General features: G+C 39.1%; 20 protein-coding genes. 4 read left to right on the top strand and 16 right to left on the bottom strand.

The features are described 5' to 3' along the window. Nucleotide 1 precedes the first annotated feature (1 nt). From MTN97_RS06140 to mobI, 9 genes are all read right to left on the bottom strand, one after another. Nucleotides 2–958: a S49 family peptidase gene (locus MTN97_RS06140; protein ID WP_248473944.1), complete on the bottom strand. Its 957-nt coding sequence runs from the start codon at nt 956–958 to the stop codon at nt 2–4. Between the two features lie 19 nt (nt 959–977). Continuing rightward, on the bottom strand, nt 978–1,487 hold the full coding sequence (locus MTN97_RS06145; RefSeq protein WP_248473945.1) for a hypothetical protein: 510 nt from the start codon (nt 1,485–1,487) through the stop codon (nt 978–980). Beyond that, complete coding sequence (locus MTN97_RS06150) at nt 1,480–1,842, bottom strand: hypothetical protein (RefSeq protein WP_086957826.1); 363 nt, start codon at nt 1,840–1,842, stop codon at nt 1,480–1,482. Before MTN97_RS06150 ends, MTN97_RS06145 begins: the two co-directional genes overlap by 8 nt. After that, nucleotides 1,843–2,289, bottom strand: a complete 447-nt coding sequence (locus MTN97_RS06155; RefSeq protein ID WP_248473946.1) for a hypothetical protein — start codon at nt 2,287–2,289, stop codon at nt 1,843–1,845. Between the two features lie 93 nt (nt 2,290–2,382). Beyond that, nucleotides 2,383–2,931, bottom strand: coding sequence for a PD-(D/E)XK nuclease family protein (locus MTN97_RS06160; RefSeq protein ID WP_248473947.1), 549 nt, complete (start codon nt 2,929–2,931; stop codon nt 2,383–2,385). Between the two features lie 10 nt (nt 2,932–2,941). Continuing rightward, on the bottom strand, nt 2,942–3,430 hold the full coding sequence (locus tag MTN97_RS06165) for a hypothetical protein (protein WP_248473948.1): 489 nt from the start codon (nt 3,428–3,430) through the stop codon (nt 2,942–2,944). Nucleotides 3,431–5,216: 1,786 nt separating this feature from the next. Beyond that, nucleotides 5,217–6,278 (bottom strand): plasmid replication protein, encoded by a 1,062-nt coding sequence (locus MTN97_RS06170; RefSeq protein WP_248473949.1) that lies wholly within the window; start codon nt 6,276–6,278, stop codon nt 5,217–5,219. A 9-nt stretch (nt 6,279–6,287) separates the two neighbouring features. Continuing rightward, entirely contained in the window at nt 6,288–6,572 is a 285-nt protein-coding gene (locus tag MTN97_RS06175) for a hypothetical protein (RefSeq protein WP_086957819.1), read from the bottom strand. Then, nucleotides 6,572–7,123: a conjugative transfer protein MobI(A/C) gene (gene mobI / locus MTN97_RS06180; RefSeq protein ID WP_248473951.1), complete on the bottom strand. Its 552-nt coding sequence runs from the start codon at nt 7,121–7,123 to the stop codon at nt 6,572–6,574. The genes MTN97_RS06175 and mobI overlap by 1 nt, the downstream gene beginning before the upstream one ends. A 606-nt stretch (nt 7,124–7,729) precedes the next feature. Between mobI and MTN97_RS06185 the strand changes: the two genes are divergently transcribed. Genes MTN97_RS06185 through MTN97_RS06195 form a run of 3 tightly spaced genes read left to right on the top strand, consistent with a single transcriptional unit; the run spans nt 7,730 to nt 9,557 of the window. Further along, nucleotides 7,730–8,710, top strand: a complete 981-nt coding sequence (locus MTN97_RS06185) for a ParM/StbA family protein (RefSeq protein ID WP_121638708.1) — start codon at nt 7,730–7,732, stop codon at nt 8,708–8,710. A gap of 54 nt (nt 8,711–8,764) precedes the next feature. Continuing rightward, nucleotides 8,765–9,073 carry a hypothetical protein gene (locus tag MTN97_RS06190; RefSeq protein ID WP_248473953.1) on the top strand — a complete coding sequence of 103 codons (309 nt, stop codon included), beginning with the start codon at nt 8,765–8,767 and terminating at the stop codon, nt 9,071–9,073. A 25-nt stretch (nt 9,074–9,098) separates the two neighbouring features. Further along, nucleotides 9,099–9,557, top strand: coding sequence for an H-NS family nucleoid-associated regulatory protein (locus tag MTN97_RS06195; protein WP_248473954.1), 459 nt, complete (start codon nt 9,099–9,101; stop codon nt 9,555–9,557). A gap of 51 nt (nt 9,558–9,608) precedes the next feature. Here the strand turns inward: MTN97_RS06195 and MTN97_RS06200 are convergent, their stop codons facing one another. From MTN97_RS06200 to MTN97_RS06220, 5 genes are all read right to left on the bottom strand, one after another. After that, nucleotides 9,609–10,136 carry a FlhC family transcriptional regulator gene (locus tag MTN97_RS06200; protein ID WP_086957913.1) on the bottom strand — a complete coding sequence of 176 codons (528 nt, stop codon included), beginning with the start codon at nt 10,134–10,136 and terminating at the stop codon, nt 9,609–9,611. A gap of 29 nt (nt 10,137–10,165) precedes the next feature. After that, the gene (locus tag MTN97_RS06205) at nt 10,166–10,786 is read right to left on the bottom strand and encodes a transcriptional regulator (RefSeq protein WP_248473955.1); all 621 of its coding nucleotides are present in this window, start codon (nt 10,784–10,786) and stop codon (nt 10,166–10,168) included. Further along, the gene (locus tag MTN97_RS06210; RefSeq protein WP_086957807.1) at nt 10,764–11,339 is read right to left on the bottom strand and encodes a transglycosylase SLT domain-containing protein; all 576 of its coding nucleotides are present in this window, start codon (nt 11,337–11,339) and stop codon (nt 10,764–10,766) included. The genes MTN97_RS06205 and MTN97_RS06210 overlap by 23 nt, the downstream gene beginning before the upstream one ends. Continuing rightward, a complete protein-coding gene (locus MTN97_RS06215) occupies nt 11,336–11,641 on the bottom strand; it encodes a helix-turn-helix domain-containing protein (RefSeq protein WP_248473956.1) in 306 nt (101 codons plus the stop codon). The genes MTN97_RS06210 and MTN97_RS06215 overlap by 4 nt, the downstream gene beginning before the upstream one ends. Before the next feature lie 520 nt (nt 11,642–12,161). Further along, a protein-coding gene (locus MTN97_RS06220; RefSeq protein WP_248473957.1) for an IS3 family transposase occupies nt 12,162–13,324 on the bottom strand; the annotation gives its coding sequence in 2 pieces (ribosomal slippage) (nt 12,162–13,069 and nt 13,069–13,324; 1,164 coding nt in all). 425 nt (nt 13,325–13,749) lie between these two features. On the opposite strand from MTN97_RS06220, the gene MTN97_RS06225 reads away from it, so the two are divergent. Next, nucleotides 13,750–14,298, top strand: coding sequence for a hypothetical protein (locus MTN97_RS06225; protein ID WP_248473958.1), 549 nt, complete (start codon nt 13,750–13,752; stop codon nt 14,296–14,298). Nucleotides 14,299–14,359: 61 nt separating this feature from the next. Here MTN97_RS06225 and MTN97_RS06230 read toward each other — a convergent pair whose 3' ends face one another. Further along, nucleotides 14,360–18,076 carry a conjugal transfer protein TraG N-terminal domain-containing protein gene (locus MTN97_RS06230; RefSeq protein ID WP_248473959.1) on the bottom strand — a complete coding sequence of 1,239 codons (3,717 nt, stop codon included), beginning with the start codon at nt 18,074–18,076 and terminating at the stop codon, nt 14,360–14,362. A 3-nt stretch (nt 18,077–18,079) separates the two neighbouring features. After that, nucleotides 18,080–19,522: a conjugal transfer protein TraH gene (locus MTN97_RS06235; protein ID WP_244913652.1), complete on the bottom strand. Its 1,443-nt coding sequence runs from the start codon at nt 19,520–19,522 to the stop codon at nt 18,080–18,082. Nucleotide 19,523: the final 1 nt, after the last annotated feature.

The following is a 19,523-nucleotide window of genomic DNA, read 5'->3' on the forward strand; positions in this document are numbered from 1 at the left end:
GCTAATACATTTTAAAAGTTTGTTCATTTGCAAAAGCTGAAACGGCCACCTTTGCGCTTTGTGTGATTCTTTGGAAAATATCCCGGGAAGGTGTGTAATCAACCAGGTTAGGTTCATTAATCACATCTCGTGCAACTGTATTCATGCTTCCTAACCCATCAATAAGTCCCATTTCAAGAGCTTGCTCTCCATTCCAAATTAACCCTGAAAACACACGAGGGTCTTCTTTCAATCGCTCACCACGCCCCTCTTTTACTCGGGCAATAAATTGTTTATGAGTTCTATCAAGTACGTCCTCCCAGAACAAACGAGTGCTATCATCTAGTGGTGCAAAGGGATCTAAAAGTGCTTTGTTTTCCCCCGCTATAATTGCTCTACGCTCTACTCCAAGCTTATTCATTAACCCTGTAAATCCGAACCCTGACGAGATAACACCAATAGAACCAACTAAGCTTGCTTGGTCGGCGTATATTTCATCTGCTGCTGCTATGTAATATCCACCAGAGGCACCTATATCCCCAATGACAGCAAATACTTTTTTATTAGGATTGATTTCTTTTTGATATTTAACTTCCTCGTATATACGCCCTGATTGGACTGGGCTTCCTCCAGGGCTATTAATTCTAAGCACAACTGCTTTAGATGTTTCACTTTTAAATGCAGCTTTAATTGCTGGAATAAGGTTATCAGCATCAGCACTTGCGCCTGGTGAGATTTCGCCCCGAATGTTGATATATGCTATATGTGACTTTGCAGCTTCGTTACCACCAAAAGGAGATGGTTTAGCTGCTGATCCAAGCTTGAATACAATTAACATAACTAGAATAATTCCAGATGCACGCAAGATCTTTAGAAGCATACGCCACCTTCTGTCTTTTACCTGCTCTTTATGAAGCGTAAACATGAAGTCACGCAAAAGCTCACGCTCCCACGGCATTCCATTGTTTTTATCAGTCATTGAGGTTTCCTCTTTGTCTTTATTGATCATTGGTTTTTTGTTTGTATGGTGATCTTGGTTTGAATAGGCCCGGTGCTTTCTGATCACTGAACACTACAGCTTGTTCTGACGCTGCAAACTTTGAATTTAGCTCCGTGAGCATATATCGTGAGCGAGCTATTATTTGGTGTAAGGTTCTTTCTAGTAGTAAGGCATCCATTACTCGTGTGGGGAGGGCTATATCACGTACCTTTTCCACCCCTAAAATTCGCATATGGTTGATTGATGCTGAATATCTAAACGCACCAGAGTACTCAAATAGATATGATGTTAAATTACCTCTCAACTTGCTTTTAAACCTCTGATTAACCAATACATCGCTGTTAATCAAAAGATCATGCTTGTCTACTCCCAACTCTTCAGCTGCTTCTAGTGCAAGTTGACGACTTACCCAATAGCCACGCTTAAAGCCTAATTCATTTAATTTTTCTTTTGAAACCCCTTTTTCTTGCAGGATTGAGTAAGCATAAGGAGCTCGTATATCAGTCATGTGTAACCCTCAAATAAGTTTTTAAAATATCAACAAAGTGTAAAGTCAACTGGTTAACAGTAGGGCCTATTAACTCTTTAATGCTATCCATTGTGTGAAGGCACACTAAATAAAATAGCGGACTAATTACAATAGAAGTAAGAGACATTGCAACTGCTGTTACTACCGCTTGGCGGCAAATCGGTAGTAACCATGGAAATAACGCGCACTGTGCAGCAATAATGCAACCAAAAAAACCAAGCTCAGGAAATACTAATGTTTGGATTGCTATAAATACGCATTGAGCAAAACCTGCTTGCATAAGCTTACTATCACTTATATGTTCTGATTGAACATTATTAGGCTTGGTCTTCATTTACTTTCCCTTATCATCTCTAAAGTAACGCTCATGTATTTTAGGCACCTCTTTTAATATTGTTTTTGCAGCCTTGGTATTTATTTCGTGTAACTTTTTTAAGCTCCCTTCACCTTTATTGTTGATATATATTTCAACAATAAACCAGCTACCCTCTATTGTTTTCGCGATAACCTCAACACCCTCAAGTTTATTTTTGTCTTTAACCAGGACTACTTCTGAGCGCTTGCCTACCCACTCTTTCCCTAATGCGTTTATTTTTAATGCTTCAAATACAGCCCGGGCCGCGATTCTGTTACGTTTCCAAATATAAGCTGGAATTATTGTGCACAGTAAAAGCCATGTTGTAGCGCTGAGGATAATACTTACCCATATTTGCCCAAAAATAAGGGCAGCAAATGCGAACGTTATTACGGCGGTTAGTAAAGTTTTTTGATTGAGTGTCATAGCCCCTCCCTACAGTTAACAATACAGGAAGTTGGGGATATGCAAGGATGTGGTTCTGCCCAAATTGGGCGATTAGAGAAGGAGCATTAACTTTTAGTGTAAGTGGCCGTTGCAGGTGCATTTTGTTTTTACTGAACCATCCTTTATAGCTTTGTACCGATACCACAAATTAGATATGTGCTTTTCAGAAATCAGCTTTACTGGTATGTAGCGAATTATTTCTTTTGAATCAACGTTTACAACTACGCGAATATAACCTGTATTACTTACTTTGAATTTAGCACCATACTTTTGTGCCAATATTATTCTATACACTGAAAGTTGGATAATATCTGATTTGTACACCCTGAAAGAGCTTCTTGTTTTAGTGTCCACTGTGATTAGAACATTGCTTTTGGTTTTAAAAACTTGATCTACACGACCATGAAGCGCTACTGGGATTTTAGTATTGAGTTCGCTCTCGTTCAGAAATAAACATGAACCTCTAAGGTTTCGCGGCATATTTTCTTTATTCCACCAGCTATAGACAGCTCTTAATTTTCCGAGCTGTTCTAACCGTACAGTTCTCCGTAGTAAATCAGCCCTGGCAATTACTACTGGTATTACCAACAATGCAAAAATCCAAACTACGTAATCATGCATAAATACACCTTCACTTATTATGAGTAACATTTGGATTCTCTAGTACGAAGTCGCTTGAAACTTTCACATGTGAAAGTTTTTCTACTGTTGCTAAATCCAAAAAATCATCTGATTTTAGTTCACCTAGGTCATTTGATGTGCTTTTATAAAAAAGTGTTGGTTCTGAACTTGGATGAAATATACCGTGAGGTATTTCATCCTCATCACCAAACCACATTCTCAACCTATAATCGATAATCCACCCATCAATCAATTCAATCCATACATGAGGTGTTACACAGTTGCCAGAAGTAAGATCGGATACATAACCCACCACACATCGATGTTTAATTCCTGCTTTAGTAAGTATTAAGCTTATTGAGCAAGATATTCCATCGCACTCCAATGGTAGGTCATCTAAAGCTGACAAGATTAAGCATAGCTCCTCATGCCAGTTACTAAACCCTGGGTCAAACTGTTCTAGCTTGTTCTTATTTAGTGCTACGTGGTGTTTTTGCATATCACCTTCTTTTTTGAGTCTCTGTAAGTTGGTTTTGAAGGCCCATAAGTCACATTGTGATTTTAGGTAAGATCACTTTATTGAAAATCAGGGCTTTCTAAGGACTGTTTTAAGGCCCATTTGATTTTTAAATGATTTTTAAAATGGATTACTAAATTTTGTCCCTCTATCAGTAAATTTATATACTGGTTTTTTTCAGGAGCTTTATTTTATTAAAGTAGAATTTATTAACCATCACAGCATTATAAAACGATACTCTAATAACGCAAGTAACAAAAAAATTTTATCGATCATTTGATAGTTGTAACGAAGGGGCTTTTTACTATTTCTTGGTTTAAGGAATAGCATTAGTGATATGAAATGATTTGATTTACTTCATTGTGAGTTTTGAAAGGTTTTACGCAGCGCCGCTTGATTATAAGTCATTCTTCCGATCCTTTTTGCTAACCATTGTCTTTCCTTTTAAATGTTAATTGTTCAGTTCTTTGGTGAATGTTAATTATCTTTTTAATATTTGCACAATAAATTACATTATTCCATCAGTTTAAATTAAACTATCAAGCCCTGTGAGGCCCTGTATGTTACTTTTAAGCTTTACTCTTGTGTTTGTAAGGCTTTGTATCATTAAAGCCATTAAGTTTGTTGTGAGCCTTCCTGGTAGCTTTAACATAGGGATCAAAACAAACCTCTGCCGATCACTATAAGATCGTTTCTTGGATCAACGTAGACTTACACTTTGTTACCCACCATGCTTTGATTGCACGTTATATCTTATTCGCTTGCGTTTAATCCAAGCATAATCAGATTTACTAGATCTTTATATTTATTTAATGATCAACTCTAGTTCAAGTCTGTACTGAAGCTGTATTTCTTCAAGTTGTTAATTTTTTCTAGCTTTATAGGTTAATAAGATCTTTTGACTAGGGTTAAAGAGGGGTTAAAGAAGGGTTAGGGGTGAAAAAAACACACTTAACCTTATGTTTTTAATGAAAGATTCTTCATCAACCGATGCGGTAAACCTATAGGAACTGATGCAACAAACCTATAGGAACTGATGCAACAAACCTCTAGCCCTGTTTTTTGAGGCTAATATATCCACAGCTTGTTATTGTTTTTTCTTGATTTTTTACACATTTTTGATAACCAATGCTCTAAACCTCTAGGGTTTTAACCGGTATTTCCAAACCGATGCAGCAAACCTCTAGGCTTTTTCCGGGTGTTTTCAAACCGGTGCACTAAACCTCTAGGTTCTTTTAGTGCTTTTTTTAACCGATGCACTAAACCTCTATAAACCAATGCACTAAACCTATAGGGTCTTTTGGTCTGTTTACACCAGTTATCCACAGGTTATTTTAGTATTTATGAAATAAGCTGTGATATTAGACTGTTTTTTATCCATTTGATGTATGTTCTGATGTGTCAACTCTTGTTCACCATTGTCAATCGCTCAAACCGATGCAGCAAACCTATATACCCTACTTTAAACCGATGCAACAAACCTCTAGTTATAAATCAATGACTTAGATTGGTTTTGTGCTTTAAACTCTGCTTCTCCTAGCCTTGAAAGAGGGATTTTCTGGGATTCATTCGGAAAACCGATGCAACAAACCTCTAGTTATAAATCAATGACTTAGATTGAAATTTGCTTTATTCCCCTGTGTTTAGGTGTTTTCAGGGGGTTATTTGGGCTCTATCTGGGAAAACCGATGCAACCAACTATAGGGTTTAGGTGGTGGGCCGTAGGTAGCGCTTTTAAAAACTAGTTAAAGCGCTACCTATCCTGATATCACAAAGGCTGGCCGTTGAAGTCATCTGCCTCTAACTTGCTTCTTATTTTAAGCGAGCTTTTTCTTTGATTTGCCTTGATAACCTCTTTAACAAAGTTAGGGTGCGGATATATGGTGTATTTTGCATCCATAACTTTTTGTTTGCCTTGAAGCACTTTTACTTCTTCGTAATCTAAAATAACTTTGTGTTTCTGTAGGGAGCTCAAAGCACTTCGCATTGCTCTTAGGTTCTCCCCCATTTTTTTAGTAAGCCCACGCGGACTTTGCTCAAGGAAAGCCACTAAGTTTGGCTGATATGGGTGCTTATCGCTAGCTTGTGTCCAGTATTGAGCCATCCTCTTGTAAAAAAATCGAGCTAGGGGGGATTTGATATCCATACCGATTTGATAATTGTACTGGCGGAACGTTAAGTTCATTATCGACTCATTTACTAGCGTGTTAAATTGAACGTAGCACTTAGCTCCAGTGTTGTTTGCAACGTCCTTTTTTGTTGTTAGCCCAAGTAATCCGAACAAGCTAGAGTTTATAACCGATTCGCCATCTTCTGAGTAACACTCAATGATGGCACCGCGACAAACAAACAAAGCCTCTTTGACCTCATCGAAGCTATATGTGTGACCCATACGCTCAAGCTCTTTCAAGAGTTCGTAGAGAGAGAAGCTAACACCCGCTTTATTGTTGATGTGAACTCCTTTGCCATTTACGGCTATTTTCCGGAGAGCATCCTCAACTAATTCTTCGCGCTGCCCTGGGTATATCAAAACAGTTCTATCACCCTTATCTATCAGGGCTGGCCTTAGCTTTACTGTTAATTTATTACCCTTAATTGTACAATGGCGGGTTAAGCTAGCTGATTTTAAATCCTCATGCTCCCTTGTTTTACCCCAAACATATTTAGGTATGGCATCGTATATCTCTACAGTGTTGGAGTAGTCCGGTCTTTGTTTCGCAGGTACATCTATGACAGAAAACATATCCATTTGCTGATTTTTCTGTATGTTTGTATTGATAGAAAGTTCTTTACCTAAACTTTGTTCTGTTATGTCGCTGCTCTTAGTCATTGGTAGCTCCTACATGAATACTTTTATTAGCAAGACCAGAAGCCCAACTGCAAAACTTACCGTTACGATTAAATTGGGTATTGTAGACTGGTTATTGTAATCTATTTTTGTAAAAAATATTGCTTCACGTTCAAACTGATCGTGAGCTGCGTTGCCCCGATCAATTGAGCTTTGATTCGTATTTTCTTTGCGTTTAAATTTAAACGAACTGCTTGTATGGCTGCGAGGACTAGGTTTAATAAGCTTTTCGCACTTACCTAGCTTAGCTAGTTCAGTAGCTGGAATTGAAGTCATTAATTATCTACCTCATTGTTCGGAAAGCACTTATTTACTACTTTATCGTATTCACGTAAGTTCTTTTTAATAGCAGATAACAGCGCAGAACGTTTTCTGAGAAGTGCATATCTATCTTCAACAGTGTTAATTTCTTCCTGAGCCCATTCTGGCTCTTTTTTGAATAAAGCCCTGCTATAGCGATACCCACTTCCTTTAGGTATGTAAGTTGAATACACCTTTCTAGGCTTGCCTTCACCTTCACCTGGCTTTGTTCTATTCTTAAACCATTCAAACTGCAGTGTGCCTCTTAGAAATCTAACGCGTGTACCTACATAGCAATAGTTATTAGGATCACCATCCTCTCTTGCTGATAGGCTAGCCTCCCAGTACGAGTCCGCTTGTTTTCGAGCGTCTAAAGCAACTACTAGTATCTCATTTTGCACAAGCTCATCTAGCGTGCTAACAAAACCCCTAGATTCGGCTTCAAGCATTTTGTCAGTAAATAAAAACCTTTCATCTTCAAATTCCCGCTCAATTAAACGTTGCAATCTTTTTGTCTTTTTGCTCATAATAAACCTCATGGAACTACCCAATCACTTCCCAAACAACTATCTATCTGGGATTGTCATGTCAATATCCACGAAGGTAAATGGGTAGTTTATCTCGCCTTCGGAGAAAAAGGGATTTATATTAAAAAACACTTATTTCTGGGATTTAAGTTCTCGATTGGGTTTCACCATAAAAATCAACATGGATTGAAATATAAAACTGCTTATTTCTGGGAGCCATCGAGCGATATTAGTCTAGCAAAAATAAATATAAAATGTAAACCTTAGTTTAAACCGCTTATTTCTGGGATTTATGTTGATAATTACTTAAGTGTGCGCGTATTTGTAATGCTTTCAATGATATTGACCACTTAGTTAAGGTGGGTGTATTAAAAACTAATCAACCAACTGTTTAAGGGTAAAAAAAATCTGAATATCATCCAGATTTCCATTGCCAGTCAGGATTTAAAGGTTAACCCCTCAAAAAAAAAACCAAAAGGCCCCCAAAAAGTCCCTATACACCCAAAAAAGGCAAATACACACCGTAAGAATGCTTCATCGTGTTGCTAATATATGCATTGAGTCTTTTTAGAGGGCTTTTAGAGCCCTTACTTATTGGAGAATGTTATGTTTGTTATGGGTCTGGATATTGGTTACTCAAACCTTAAGGTTTCAATGGGTACTAAAGGTGAAGATATTAGAACCAAAATATTACCTGCAGGTGCTGGTAATATTGATTTAATGCCTCGAAGTGTTGGTGCTGGTTTAGGAACCGATTTTTTACAAGTTATTATAAACGATCAAAAGTGGGCCGCTGGAGTTGAACCCGATAGGTTGCAAGGATGGGAACGTGAGCTACACAAAGATTATAAAAGTACAGATGTATATCGTGCACTTTTTTATGCAGCGCTACTAGTTTCAGAGCAAAGCGTAATAGATGTGCTAGTAACTGGACTGCCAGTTGATCAGGCGATGAAAGATGAACAACGACAAGAGTTGGCAAGCCTCCTCAAAGGAGAGCATCAAATAACGCCTAAACGTAAAGTTACAGTTAAAGACGTTATTGTTGTTCCTCAGCCTGCGGGGGCTTATATGGATGTAGTAAATAGTGCTGTGGATGATGATGTATTAGATGTTATACATAATGGTAAAACAGTTGTGATTGACCCTGGTTATTATAGTGTGGACTGGGTGGCGCTTGTTGAAGGAGAAATCCACTACAGATCATCTGGCACAAGCTTAAAGGCAATGTCACGATTGATACAGGTCGCAAACGAACTTATCCATGATGACAATGGTGCGGCTCCAGGCATTGATAAAATCGAAAAAGCAATTAGAACAGGTAAAAGTTATATATATCTCTTCGGTCAAAAAATTGAGTTAAAAGAGTACATGGAGAATGCTTCAAACACTGTTTCACGCGAAGCCCTAACATCAATGAAAAAGACAATGCGTGATGATGGGATGGATGCCGATGTTGTGCTTTTGGCTGGTGGAGGTGCATCTTCTTATATGGCCGCAGCAAAAGAATTATTTTCAAAAAGTAGAATTATAGAGCTTGAAAACTCAGTGCTTTCAAATTCGAGAGGCTTTTGGTATTGCGGTTAATAATGATCATATTTTTTATTGCGCTACATCGTTGCTATATGCGGGGGGGGGAGAATGGATAAAAGTTGGGATGGAAAGTTCTCAAATTTAAAAATTTCTAAGTTAGCATTTCCGGAGCTCTACCAAGAGCTTAAGGGTTTGCAGCATAAAGATAGAGGGGATCGCTTGAGGTTTTTGGCAATGCTAGGGCTTTATTCTTTGCATAATTTGAGCCACAATAAAAAAAGGTCTGCCTCATTTGAGTGTGAACAACCCTCAGAAGAAGATACTCCTTCCTCTACTGAGGGTAAAGTTGATAAGTTGCAAATAAAGAAAAGCGAGCTTAAAGACCGTTTGCTAAGTTCAATGGGGGATAAAATTTAAAGTTCAACATGAGAACATAGGTAATATGAATAGCTTAAAATCTAATAATAAATCAGATAAGCAAATTAAAAATGTTGATGGATTGACGGCTAATGAAAGAAGGGATGTGGTTTTATCTGAATTGAAAAGGAAAAGCAAAATCCGGACGATTTTCAAAGATTGTGAAGTATCAGAAATAAAGGAGATTTTGGATCGGATTGAGTCTGTCTTTGAAGAGAAGTATGCAGAGGAAACGTTAAAAAAGCAAAACCATGAGAAGATGCAAGAGCAAGCTCAGAGTATACTGAGTGAAATGGAAGAAAAGGGAATAGATATGGATCTATTGCAAGAGCTCCAATTTAAAAAGGATTCTTTATCTGTTCCGCCACCTAAAGTTAAGTATATGAAGGATGGAGCATCTTGGTCTGGATTGGGAAGAAGACCTACACCATTTAAAGGGCTTTCTGATTATGAGCTTGAGAAGTATAGGAAGTTAAAGGATTAAAATAAAGGATTAAAAAAATCGCTGGTTTTTTTAATCCTATATATATGAAGCCTAATTTTCTATTGCTGTAGTTTCTTCAAGCTTTTTATTCTTGCTTCTATTCGGTGGTTCATAACAAAATGGACAGCCGATAGCAGTGCTTTGATTCTGTGATGTAAAATAACTACATTGGCAATTAGAGCAGATATCAAACATTGCTTCATTAGATCTCAATTCTGATGCAAGACACCAAGCGTCAGATATAGTAAATGCAGCATTTCTAACGCTTGGTTCTATTGCAGCTAGTTCACACAATAAAGCTTGGTACATTCGATATGCTCTATCCAATGTATCAATAGATATTGACGTTGTTACAGATTCTCCTCCTACCTGCCTATACAGCTGCATTAAAAGAGAAGCGTGTATTTTTGATGTTTGATTGAGCAATAATGTAGCGCCGCTTCTTGTTGTTCTTGTTGTTCTGTTTTTTTCCAGTTTAAAGCCATCCCTATCAATTTCCTCATAAAGCCTACGCACTTGCTTATCTGAAAGCCCAGTTTCTATAATTATTATGCGAGTAACATAACCCATCAAAGCCATCTGTCTCGCCTCAATCCAGCGTTTTAACCTCATCTTCTAACCCTTAACTTTGATATGTAAGAGATCGTTTGTTGATATTTCTTATAAAAATACCTCGCGTTATTTGGGCCCTGCTCAGTTGAAAGCAAAGGTGCTAGAATCTTAGGAGAGAAACGCAGGGTAAATGCAGTGCTTGTTATTGTAACAAGATGCCTAAGTTGGTTATCAGTAGCTTTGCTAATTGCTAGAGCTAAGTCCGGACATAAACCAAAGGCTGTGGCAGCAATGTGATGATCTTTTTGTGCAATTTGCTTTAAGAGAAGCCAGTAAGCTGTGTCAAACTCAATTCCTTGAACCTGTGACAATGTAATAACTGGCGAGTACTCTTCTTGTAATTTATCAAGAATAACTTGTTTGTTGGTTTTTAGCTGGAAGCTAATTAGCACACCAGAAGCAAGACGAAATAAATTTGACTCGGTTGCAGTTGTAAGAGCGTTGATAGCAGATTCAGGCATTGAAAATTGAGTCTTAACCTTTTCTGGGTGGCTTTTAGCTAATGACGCCATTAAAGCCCATAAGGTTAAATCGAATTCATATATATTTTTATCTGGGCGCTGCTCTGAAATTTGCAATGCTCTCATATCTAAATCAGTTATCGTAATTTGAGGCATAACTATTCTCCCGTAGATTTGAAATTTGATTGTAAATAGAGAGCACTCGCTTACCATAAGAGCGCAAAAGAACTTTATCTTTCCAGTTGTGGTATCGGCCAATACCTAGCTCAAGATCACCTGATGCTGATGCGATTGTTTCGCTAAGTATTTTAGCGCCGGTATTTAGGTTAATTACTGGGTCAAGTAAATCTTGAGGACTCTCAACCCGGTGCCCATGCCAGAAAAGGTTTATTTGCATCAACCCTATATCAATAGAAGCTTTATTGCCTTTATCTTTAATTAATTTAGCTAATTGAGCGGCAGCCTCATCTTTATCTAAAGCGTAGTATGGTTGCTTAATGGTTCTTAGAGTCCAGGGCCATGGAGATACGTTATTATCACCTCTTGCGTAGGCCGACTCTGCTAATGCGACGGAATACAATAAAGCGGGATCTAGGTTGTATCGCTTTGCTGCTAATTCAAACTCGGTTCCAGATAAATCAAAGGCGCTTACAGAAAACACAGATGTAGATGCTATTGTGAGTGCAATACAGATAATTTTCTTTTTCATTGCGCACCACCAGCCAAATTTCTTCTTGAGATAGGGAGTATTATGTTTTTATTTCTACCAGCATGCTCATAGCGCTCCGGCCAAATCGCATTGGGTGCTACTCCCAATGCACTTGAGATGACATACTCCCAGCGAGGATTGCTGCGGACAAGTGCAGTTGAAAGAGCTTGCCTTGAAACATCGTGCTCTCTTGCTAGCTTAGCTATGCTAGTCCCTCTTATTTTTAACTGATACTTGATCCACTCCCTTCTTTTCTCAGTATCTTCAGGGATGCTGGCATCAATGATATGTCCATTGTTCATTCTGCTTATCTCACTTTTTATTCAATAACAGTAAATAGAAATTCAGATTTTTTATTATCTGTAAAGTCGGAACAGTAAAACTCTATATCAAGAGCATTAAAACATCAATGATTTAGTTTTATAAACTGCGTTTTGTATTTTCCATAAAGTGCAACTATCAGTTGTTGAAATTGCACTGTCCGTATGGTCTACGGGCTAAAAGCTATTAATTTAATTTTGATCCAGTATTTAAACTGGGTTTGGAAGCGTTAAGAAAGTGCGTTACAGATTGTTTGTAAATAGGGTTGTTATCAGCATGCTATTGTCGCCCAGCAATAAAGTGTGAAGCGATCACCCCAAGGTTAGATTCTTTATTGTTTACCCACAGCTATATAGGAGTTTATTTAGAATAAAAATTTAAGGGGTATATTTAGAATAGAAATTTAAGAGGTATATTTAGAATAGAAATTTAAGAGGTATATTTAGAATAGAAATTTAAGAGGTATATTTAGAATAAAAATTTAAGGGGTATATGTTGTGGTCAACTAATTCCGGACAGTGAATTAAGTTTTTCTTCTACTACAGCAGGGGCAACCATTTGATTATAGCTATGTGGTCTGTGCCAGTTATAATAATTCATCAAATAATAGCTAATATCTTTTTCAGCATCTTGATAATTACTATAACCTAATGAGGGAACCCATTCCGTTTTTAAACTTCTAAATAGGCGCTCCATCGGGGCATTATCCCAGCAATTCCCTCGGCGACTCATACTTTGTTTTATACGGTAACGCCACAGCCTTTGTTGAAATCTTTTGGCGCTGTACTGACAGCCTTGGTCTGAATGAAACATTAGTCCAGATGGCTTACCCCGTTGCTCGTATGCTCTATCTAATGCTTTAATAACTAAGTTAGTATCAGGCTTATCAGACATTGCCCAGCCAACCACGCGACGAGAAAACAAGTCGATAATAACAGCCAGATAAGACCATTTATTACCCGTCCAAATATAGCTTATATCTCCACACCAAATTTGGTTTGGGCCATCAACGTCAAACTCACGATTGAGTATGTTTGGAATGTCTGGTCGCTCCACCGTCGCTAATTTATATGAATGAGGCCCTGGTTGTTTACAGACTAATTCCAGGTCACGCATGATGCGGCGTACCTTAAAGACACCAACAGGTAAGTCTGCGTCCTTTAGCATCGCCACCAACGTGCGGCTACCGGCAGCTCCACGACTGAGCGAAAATAACTCATTAATCGTCGACCTAAGTTGCACCTCTTCAAGCTTAATTGATGTCTCACGCTGCTTAAAATCATAAAAGCTCGAACGCGGAACATCAAACACGCTACAGACCATTTCTACAGACTCATGCTCACTTAAATGGCCAATCAACGAATATTGTTCATCTCGTCTGACATTAAGAGAGCGGTAGCCTTTTTTAAAATTGTTTTTTCTCTTTCAAGTCGATTAACTTTAGCTTCAAGCTCCTGAATTTTCTGCTGCTCAGGGGTAAGCGCTTTAGAGTTTGGTGTTGTGCCACCACGCTCATCTTGTAATTGCTTAACCCAGCGACGAAGTGCTGTTTCACCGACTTCTAGTGAGCGAGCAGCTTCTGGGAGTGAATATCCTTCATCAAGGATTAATTTAGCTGAATCAAGTTTAAACTCTTGAGAAAAAGAGCGACGTTGTTTTGTCATAGAACACCTCTGTTTGAGTGGTAATAATACCACCTAAATTGGTGTCCGGTTTCATTGAATCACAACAATATTTAGAATAGAAATTTAAGAGGTATGTTTAGAGTAGAAATTTAAGGGGTAAAGAAGTTTTGGTTTGAGTCACTTCTGTTTTTTAATGAGTGTCATGCTAACAGAGGGAAAGTGCCGTACAACACTTGCCTGGATAGTATAGTATTGACATTCCAAGCTTTAGTCAACCCTGTAAACAGATGACAACCAGTAAAATTTGCAATGAAATGTAACTAAAAAATATATAAAGGAGTAGTGATAAATTGCTAGTTATATATTGAAGAAAAACTTTCACATGTGAAAGTTTTTGAAGTAGCCAGGTTGCATTATTTTAGTAGGTGTTATACTTAAAGTATTAAATAAAGGTGGGGATAATAATGATTGAGCCTAAAGTGAAAAAAACAATGCCTAAAGATTTTGCTGTATATTCCGGTGTGATGCTAATGATGCTAGCAGGAGTGTTTTTATATAATGTAAATCCAGTTATAGCAACTGTATTCATTATCATTCTGGCTGCTTACATTGCTCTGAAAGCGTTAAATGTAGTGAGGAAAAGTTTACTAGCAATTTTGTTTCTTTCATTCGCGTTGGGGATGCTAGAGATTCATTTTGGAATTGATAAAAGTTTACCTATATCTTGGGTAGTTGGGTTTGTTATCGGTTTTATTTATGCTGTACTTGCATTTATAAAAGAGTTTAAGAAAATGATAAAAGGGTTTACTTCCTCCCGTATTGAGTTAGAAAAGCCAGAGTCGATGAGTTATTCCTATGATTCAGCATCAGGTAGTCCTAACTCTGAATCAAGCGACCCCGCCTACCATGCTGATAACTTTGGTTGGGGTATTACAGGTCGTGGTGGCGTCAATGGTCGCGGCGGAATAAACCCAATCCATAAAGATAATGACCCTCATGGTTTTTGGCTTTAAATACGAAAAAGGCAGTTTATAACTGCCTTTTTTATCTCCTTGTTTGTCATAGGGGGATCTGTTACATGACCCCAGTCCCATTCCTGCCTGTGCTATTATTATAGTGTGCGATGCCACCTAAGTAAGCGCCTGATAGTTCAGAACCAGCTCGTGCAGACTCAGTAATAGTATCTGTTAGATGATCTACAAACTCTTGGTTTTGCTCACTCAATACTGGGGCACCAGTTTCATCTCGCATAATAACCCCATTGTCATCTCTTTCTGCATAAGTAGATGCTAAATTTTGGATTGCAGCTTCACGCTCAGGGCTGTCACTGAAGGTGTTTTGATCAAATGAGTGAGCGTAAACTTGAGCCTGCTCATCATTTAAGCCTCGACTTCTAGCTTCATCATAAAAATCACTTCTAAAGTCTGTGCCATAATTTTCCTTAAATGCTTGTACTGCAGCATCACCTCCTGTGTCATAAGCGTGACTTATCGCTGACTGATACACCATTCCTTTCTCTTCTAGTGACATATTTTTTAGATCACTAAACCCTATATCGCCGTTAACTAGCTCCATTCCCGCTGCTGCCGCACCCATTATAGAGCGCCCTGCAGTTGAAAGTCCTGATAAGACAGACCCCCCAAACCCTGACGCCTCCAGTGCCGCATCATCCATGCGAGCTGCTTGCATTACTTCTTTTCTTAATTCAGGGTTGTTTTCCATATCATTAACCCGTTGGTCGAAATTTGCAGACGCAACAGTAAGACCATCACTGCCAGCTTTGAAAACACTTTCACCAAAGTTATGAGCTTCCTCCATCCTGCGGCCAACCCATCCTGCAGCATTTTCAACGCCGCCATAAAACTCAGCTGCGCCCATTCGGCTGTATTCAGGCCCGTTATTCATAAGTGTTTGTCGAGCAGGCATTTCAGCTGCTTGATTTCTTTCTGTCTGCCAATCTGCCGCTTGGTTTGCAATGGTTGATGAGTTTTCATCTGCTTCACTTGTAATTGCAGGTGGCGCATTTCTACTGCTTACAGGGTCAGAATGTGTTGGATAGCCATTTTCAGGAATAACAATACCATTAGCAGGGGCTGTTGCGCTTTCAACGCCTTTAGTGGCTGCCGTTACTTTACCAGTCAAGCCATTATTAACAGTTTTTTCAATACCTGAATTGTCGTTGTAGCCACCAGCATTCCCTGTTGCAAGCCCTAAGCTTTTACCTACAGCACCTAAAGCAGCATTAAAGTTATTTTGATATTGCGTGTCATTTGTCCCTTCATGGTTATTTGAGTTTTGTAACGCTTTTATCCTTGCTGCTGCAAGAGCAGAGTTATTATCTAAACCATATCCACCCTCTGTTGATGGCGCGCTATAGCGTTCATATAGTTGCTGTGCTTCTTGCTTGGTTTCGGCGCTTACTCCACCGCTATTCCAATAATCATTCAAGTCAGACATAGCTTCATTATTCCTTGCTACTTGAGAACCAACATCACGTAGCCTGAGGTTGTTTAGGTTACCAAACTGATTATTCAAAGACATAGCTTCCGAAAATGAGTTGCTGGTACTATTGAGATTCTGGGAAGCTTCAGTTAGCGCCATTGCTTCATTTTTACCTAGGCTCTTGCTTAAAGATTGACCGCTACCTGTTGATATTGCTCGTGCTAAGTTATTTGAAACTTGAGATTGTTCCTGTTGGCTAAAGCGAAGAGCGTCTGATATTGCGTTACTTTGCCCTGCTGCCGTAGTTCTAGCATCTGAAGTTTCTTTATTGGCACCAGCTGAGATTTTAATATCGCCTCCTACATCAGCTGCCACTTTCCCTGATTTAGATTTACCGCTTGTATTATTTTCAGATCTTGATTGGGTTCGGCTTGCCTTGGCGTCAGGGCTTGCGTTAGGTGATGTTTTTTGTGGGGTTACTTGTGTTTCGCTTTCTCCCTCTGTATTACTATTCGCTATTTGCTCAAGTAGAGTAGTACCCGCTTTAGCCGAAATCGCTCCAGTAGCAACTGCGGAAACAACACCTTTCACAGCATCTGAATGTTGTGTGCCTATAGATGTGTTATCCATTATCTGATTAGCTCTCTCATTGACGATGCCTTCAGAAGTTCCATGCATAGCAGAATGAGTTCTACCAATGGAGGCAGCCTTGTCATAGCTTTCATTACTCATTGTGCCGCTAGAAAAGTTAGTCCCTAGCGACTGTGCAAAGCTGTTTTGCGCCTGTGTCATATTCTGCTTGGCTGAGGTGGTCATATTGCTTAATCCAGAACCAAATGAAATAGAGCCCATTAGACCCGCAGCACCAGAAGAGGCCATGCCTGTTAAATCACTATACTCATTTGATGAAGCCGCCTGAGCTATTGGGCCATTAGATACCAAGTCTTTACTTTGGATTTTTTCATCAATATGATCTTTACCGCTAATTCTTCCAGCTAAACTCGTTAGTGCATAGGTTGAGCCAGTAACTACGAATAATGATATTATCGGTGTAGCTGCTGCTAGCATGCCGCCGGTGGCTATCCAATGTTGAAGCTGATCAGCTCCAGCATTCAAGGCATAAATAGAAGTGAAATCGCTACCGAGGCTGCTCATCTCTTTATTTGCTGCAGTGTGGATGTAGAGGTTTATTATGGACATTACTGGCATCCATAATTGTATCCAAAGTAGTGTTTGAAAATACTTTGCTGCTAAACCAATACCGAAGCTACCTAAAACAATCAGAAACCCCATTAGAGGTGTTATCGCATAAACAAAACCTTCAAAGAAAGTCATCATAGGACGTACAATTGTTAGGAACATGGATTGCTCTGCTGCCCATTGAGTATTTCTTTGTTGAATTGCCTGATTAATCATTGTAGCAGAGGCCATATCCTGAAAATCCGCATAACGACCTTGTGCCGCCTCATAGTAGATAGGCTCCAACACTGCTGCTGTTAGGTACTCTGTTCCTGCGGTAGCGGTAACACCTAGAACCCCTAATGAGTTGGTAACATATGCCTGACCTGAGCTACCAGTGTATGTATTATCAATACCAAGTACATTTAATATAGCATCGGACATAGGAGCGCTATTGATGGCTTGGGTGGTTTTACTTACTAATAATGGATAAGCTTCTGAGCATGTATAATCTTCACCACCAGCGGTTCCTACATAAAGTCGAGTGCCGTAAAGGTCAGAGTTAAACCTTAATGCATCAGGTAGCTTTTGGCTCATTATGCTATCTAATGACTTCTCCTTAAGGTCAATCGCTGTTAGGGCACACTCTCGAATATAATTATTCCACGATAGGCGCATATCTGCATCGCCACCTGTAGCCATATTCATAGCTGTATACACAGGTGTTGAAGAGACACCTCGCCGGGTGTTATTTATTATTTGCAATGATTCAGCAAAGTGGGTTTCTGTCACGTAAGGTACAATAACTCCATAACCTTGTTCAAAAAGGCTGGTAATGTTATACCCAATTGATGAGATAATCCCACCGGCAGCCCCTACACCAATAGGGACATTATCAACTACTCGAACTTGACCCGAAAACGAGTCCTCTATAACGACAGTCGTAGTAGGTATAAAAAATGCGGCATACAAGATGTACCCAACAAAAATTTGATGATAATTTATTTCTTTAGCGCCTTGAAAAACACTCTGAACAAAAATCAAAATAACACCAAGCAACAAGCCAACGCTTACCATTTTCTCAAATGAAGCCATAGACGTAACCATTGCTACGGCCATGAGAATTTGCTCTAGGAAAGCAGCATCGCCGGTTGAATATATTTCAAACATAAATTACTCCTGTGATGCCTTATTCGTTGTCAAACTACTTAATGTGTATCGTTGTTTCCTGATGTTATTAAGCAAAGTGTTATAATGTTCTATTAAAAAGGCTACATCGCCATGTTGTGATCGCAATTCCATGAAGTCACTGCGAACTTTTCTTTGTGAGTTGCTAATCAATTCAAATGCAGTGTTTTGATGGGGTGATTTTGATTGGCTGACCACAAGAGTTACAGCCCTAAAAAGCTCTTCTGTAGTTGTGTACACCATAGTGAGCGCAATTGCATTAGATGCCTTAAGGGCAAAAATTCGAGCTGCATCTTCAGAGAGGATAGCTAAGTTTCTTACAATAGTGCCCGCACCGGAGGGTAAGTTTGAGACAAAGGCTTTTTCCTTATCAGTCAAAGTCCCCTGGTTTCTCGCGTATTTAGTTATGATGCCTGGGTTAGAGTTTGTCCCTAAAAGCATATCTTCTACTTGCTTACCCAGCCCTTTTAACGTGATTGTTACATCCGTGGGGTTGAAGCATTTATCGCTAGTATCGCACTTATAAACTTTTACAGAGCCACCATCTAAAATAGAACCTAACAAATCAGGTTTAGCCGGCTTAGTTATGAGTGGCATTATTTTTTCAGCGTCTGCAGGATCGCCTACATGCGTAGGATCAACTTCGGGAGGCATTTTAATAATAGTCCCTGTCAGGCTCATCATTGTCTCTAAAAGTGATTCATCGCCATAAGTAAACCATGACTTTGCGTTCTGCCTCTTAAGTTGTTGCCATACTATATTTCCAATTAATTCTGATTTTAGAAGCTCATCTTCGCCAAGCATTGACTCAGGTGACTGTCCAGATTCAACCTCCTCACGCGAGCTGAAAACATCTTTAACTAACCCTTTACCGGTTGCAGTGATAGAAGCATCTGTTTTCCCTTTCATCTCGTATGCAGAGGTTACATCGTTAACTATACCTTGAGCTAACTGGCAAGAGTTGCCTAAGTGCTGATTTAAAGCTTGTATTTTCTTTTGAAATGATTCAATGTGTTTAGAACAGTCTGGACATACGTTATCGAGCGCCAGTTGAAATGCATACCCTTTAGCATTTGCGGCAACCTGCCGAAGAAGCTGCACTATCTGTTCGGATGATACAAAACTGAACGAACCGTTAAACATATCAATCCCTCCACAGCCTCCTTTCCAAGAGGGTGGAGCGAAGCTGATTAAATTTTCATTGAATATTTTTGTTTTTTCTGTGTAACGTCCTCCAGATAAAACCCCTCGTCTTTGTGTTTTAAACACACCTGGTGAGGTTGTGTTGCTCATGCTGCTAAATATACTATCAAGTTCATCCTGTAGCCCGGCATGACTTAAGCTGGGGAAGGTTAAGGCTGAAACAGCAAACGTAACGGCCACTGCTGTTTTTTTCATTCTCTTATTCCAATAAATCCAATGGTTCATA

Origin of the sequence: Pseudoalteromonas sp. 2CM36K (genome assembly GCF_023161865.1) — a bacterium.
GTDB lineage: Bacteria > Pseudomonadota > Gammaproteobacteria > Enterobacterales > Alteromonadaceae > Pseudoalteromonas > Pseudoalteromonas tetraodonis.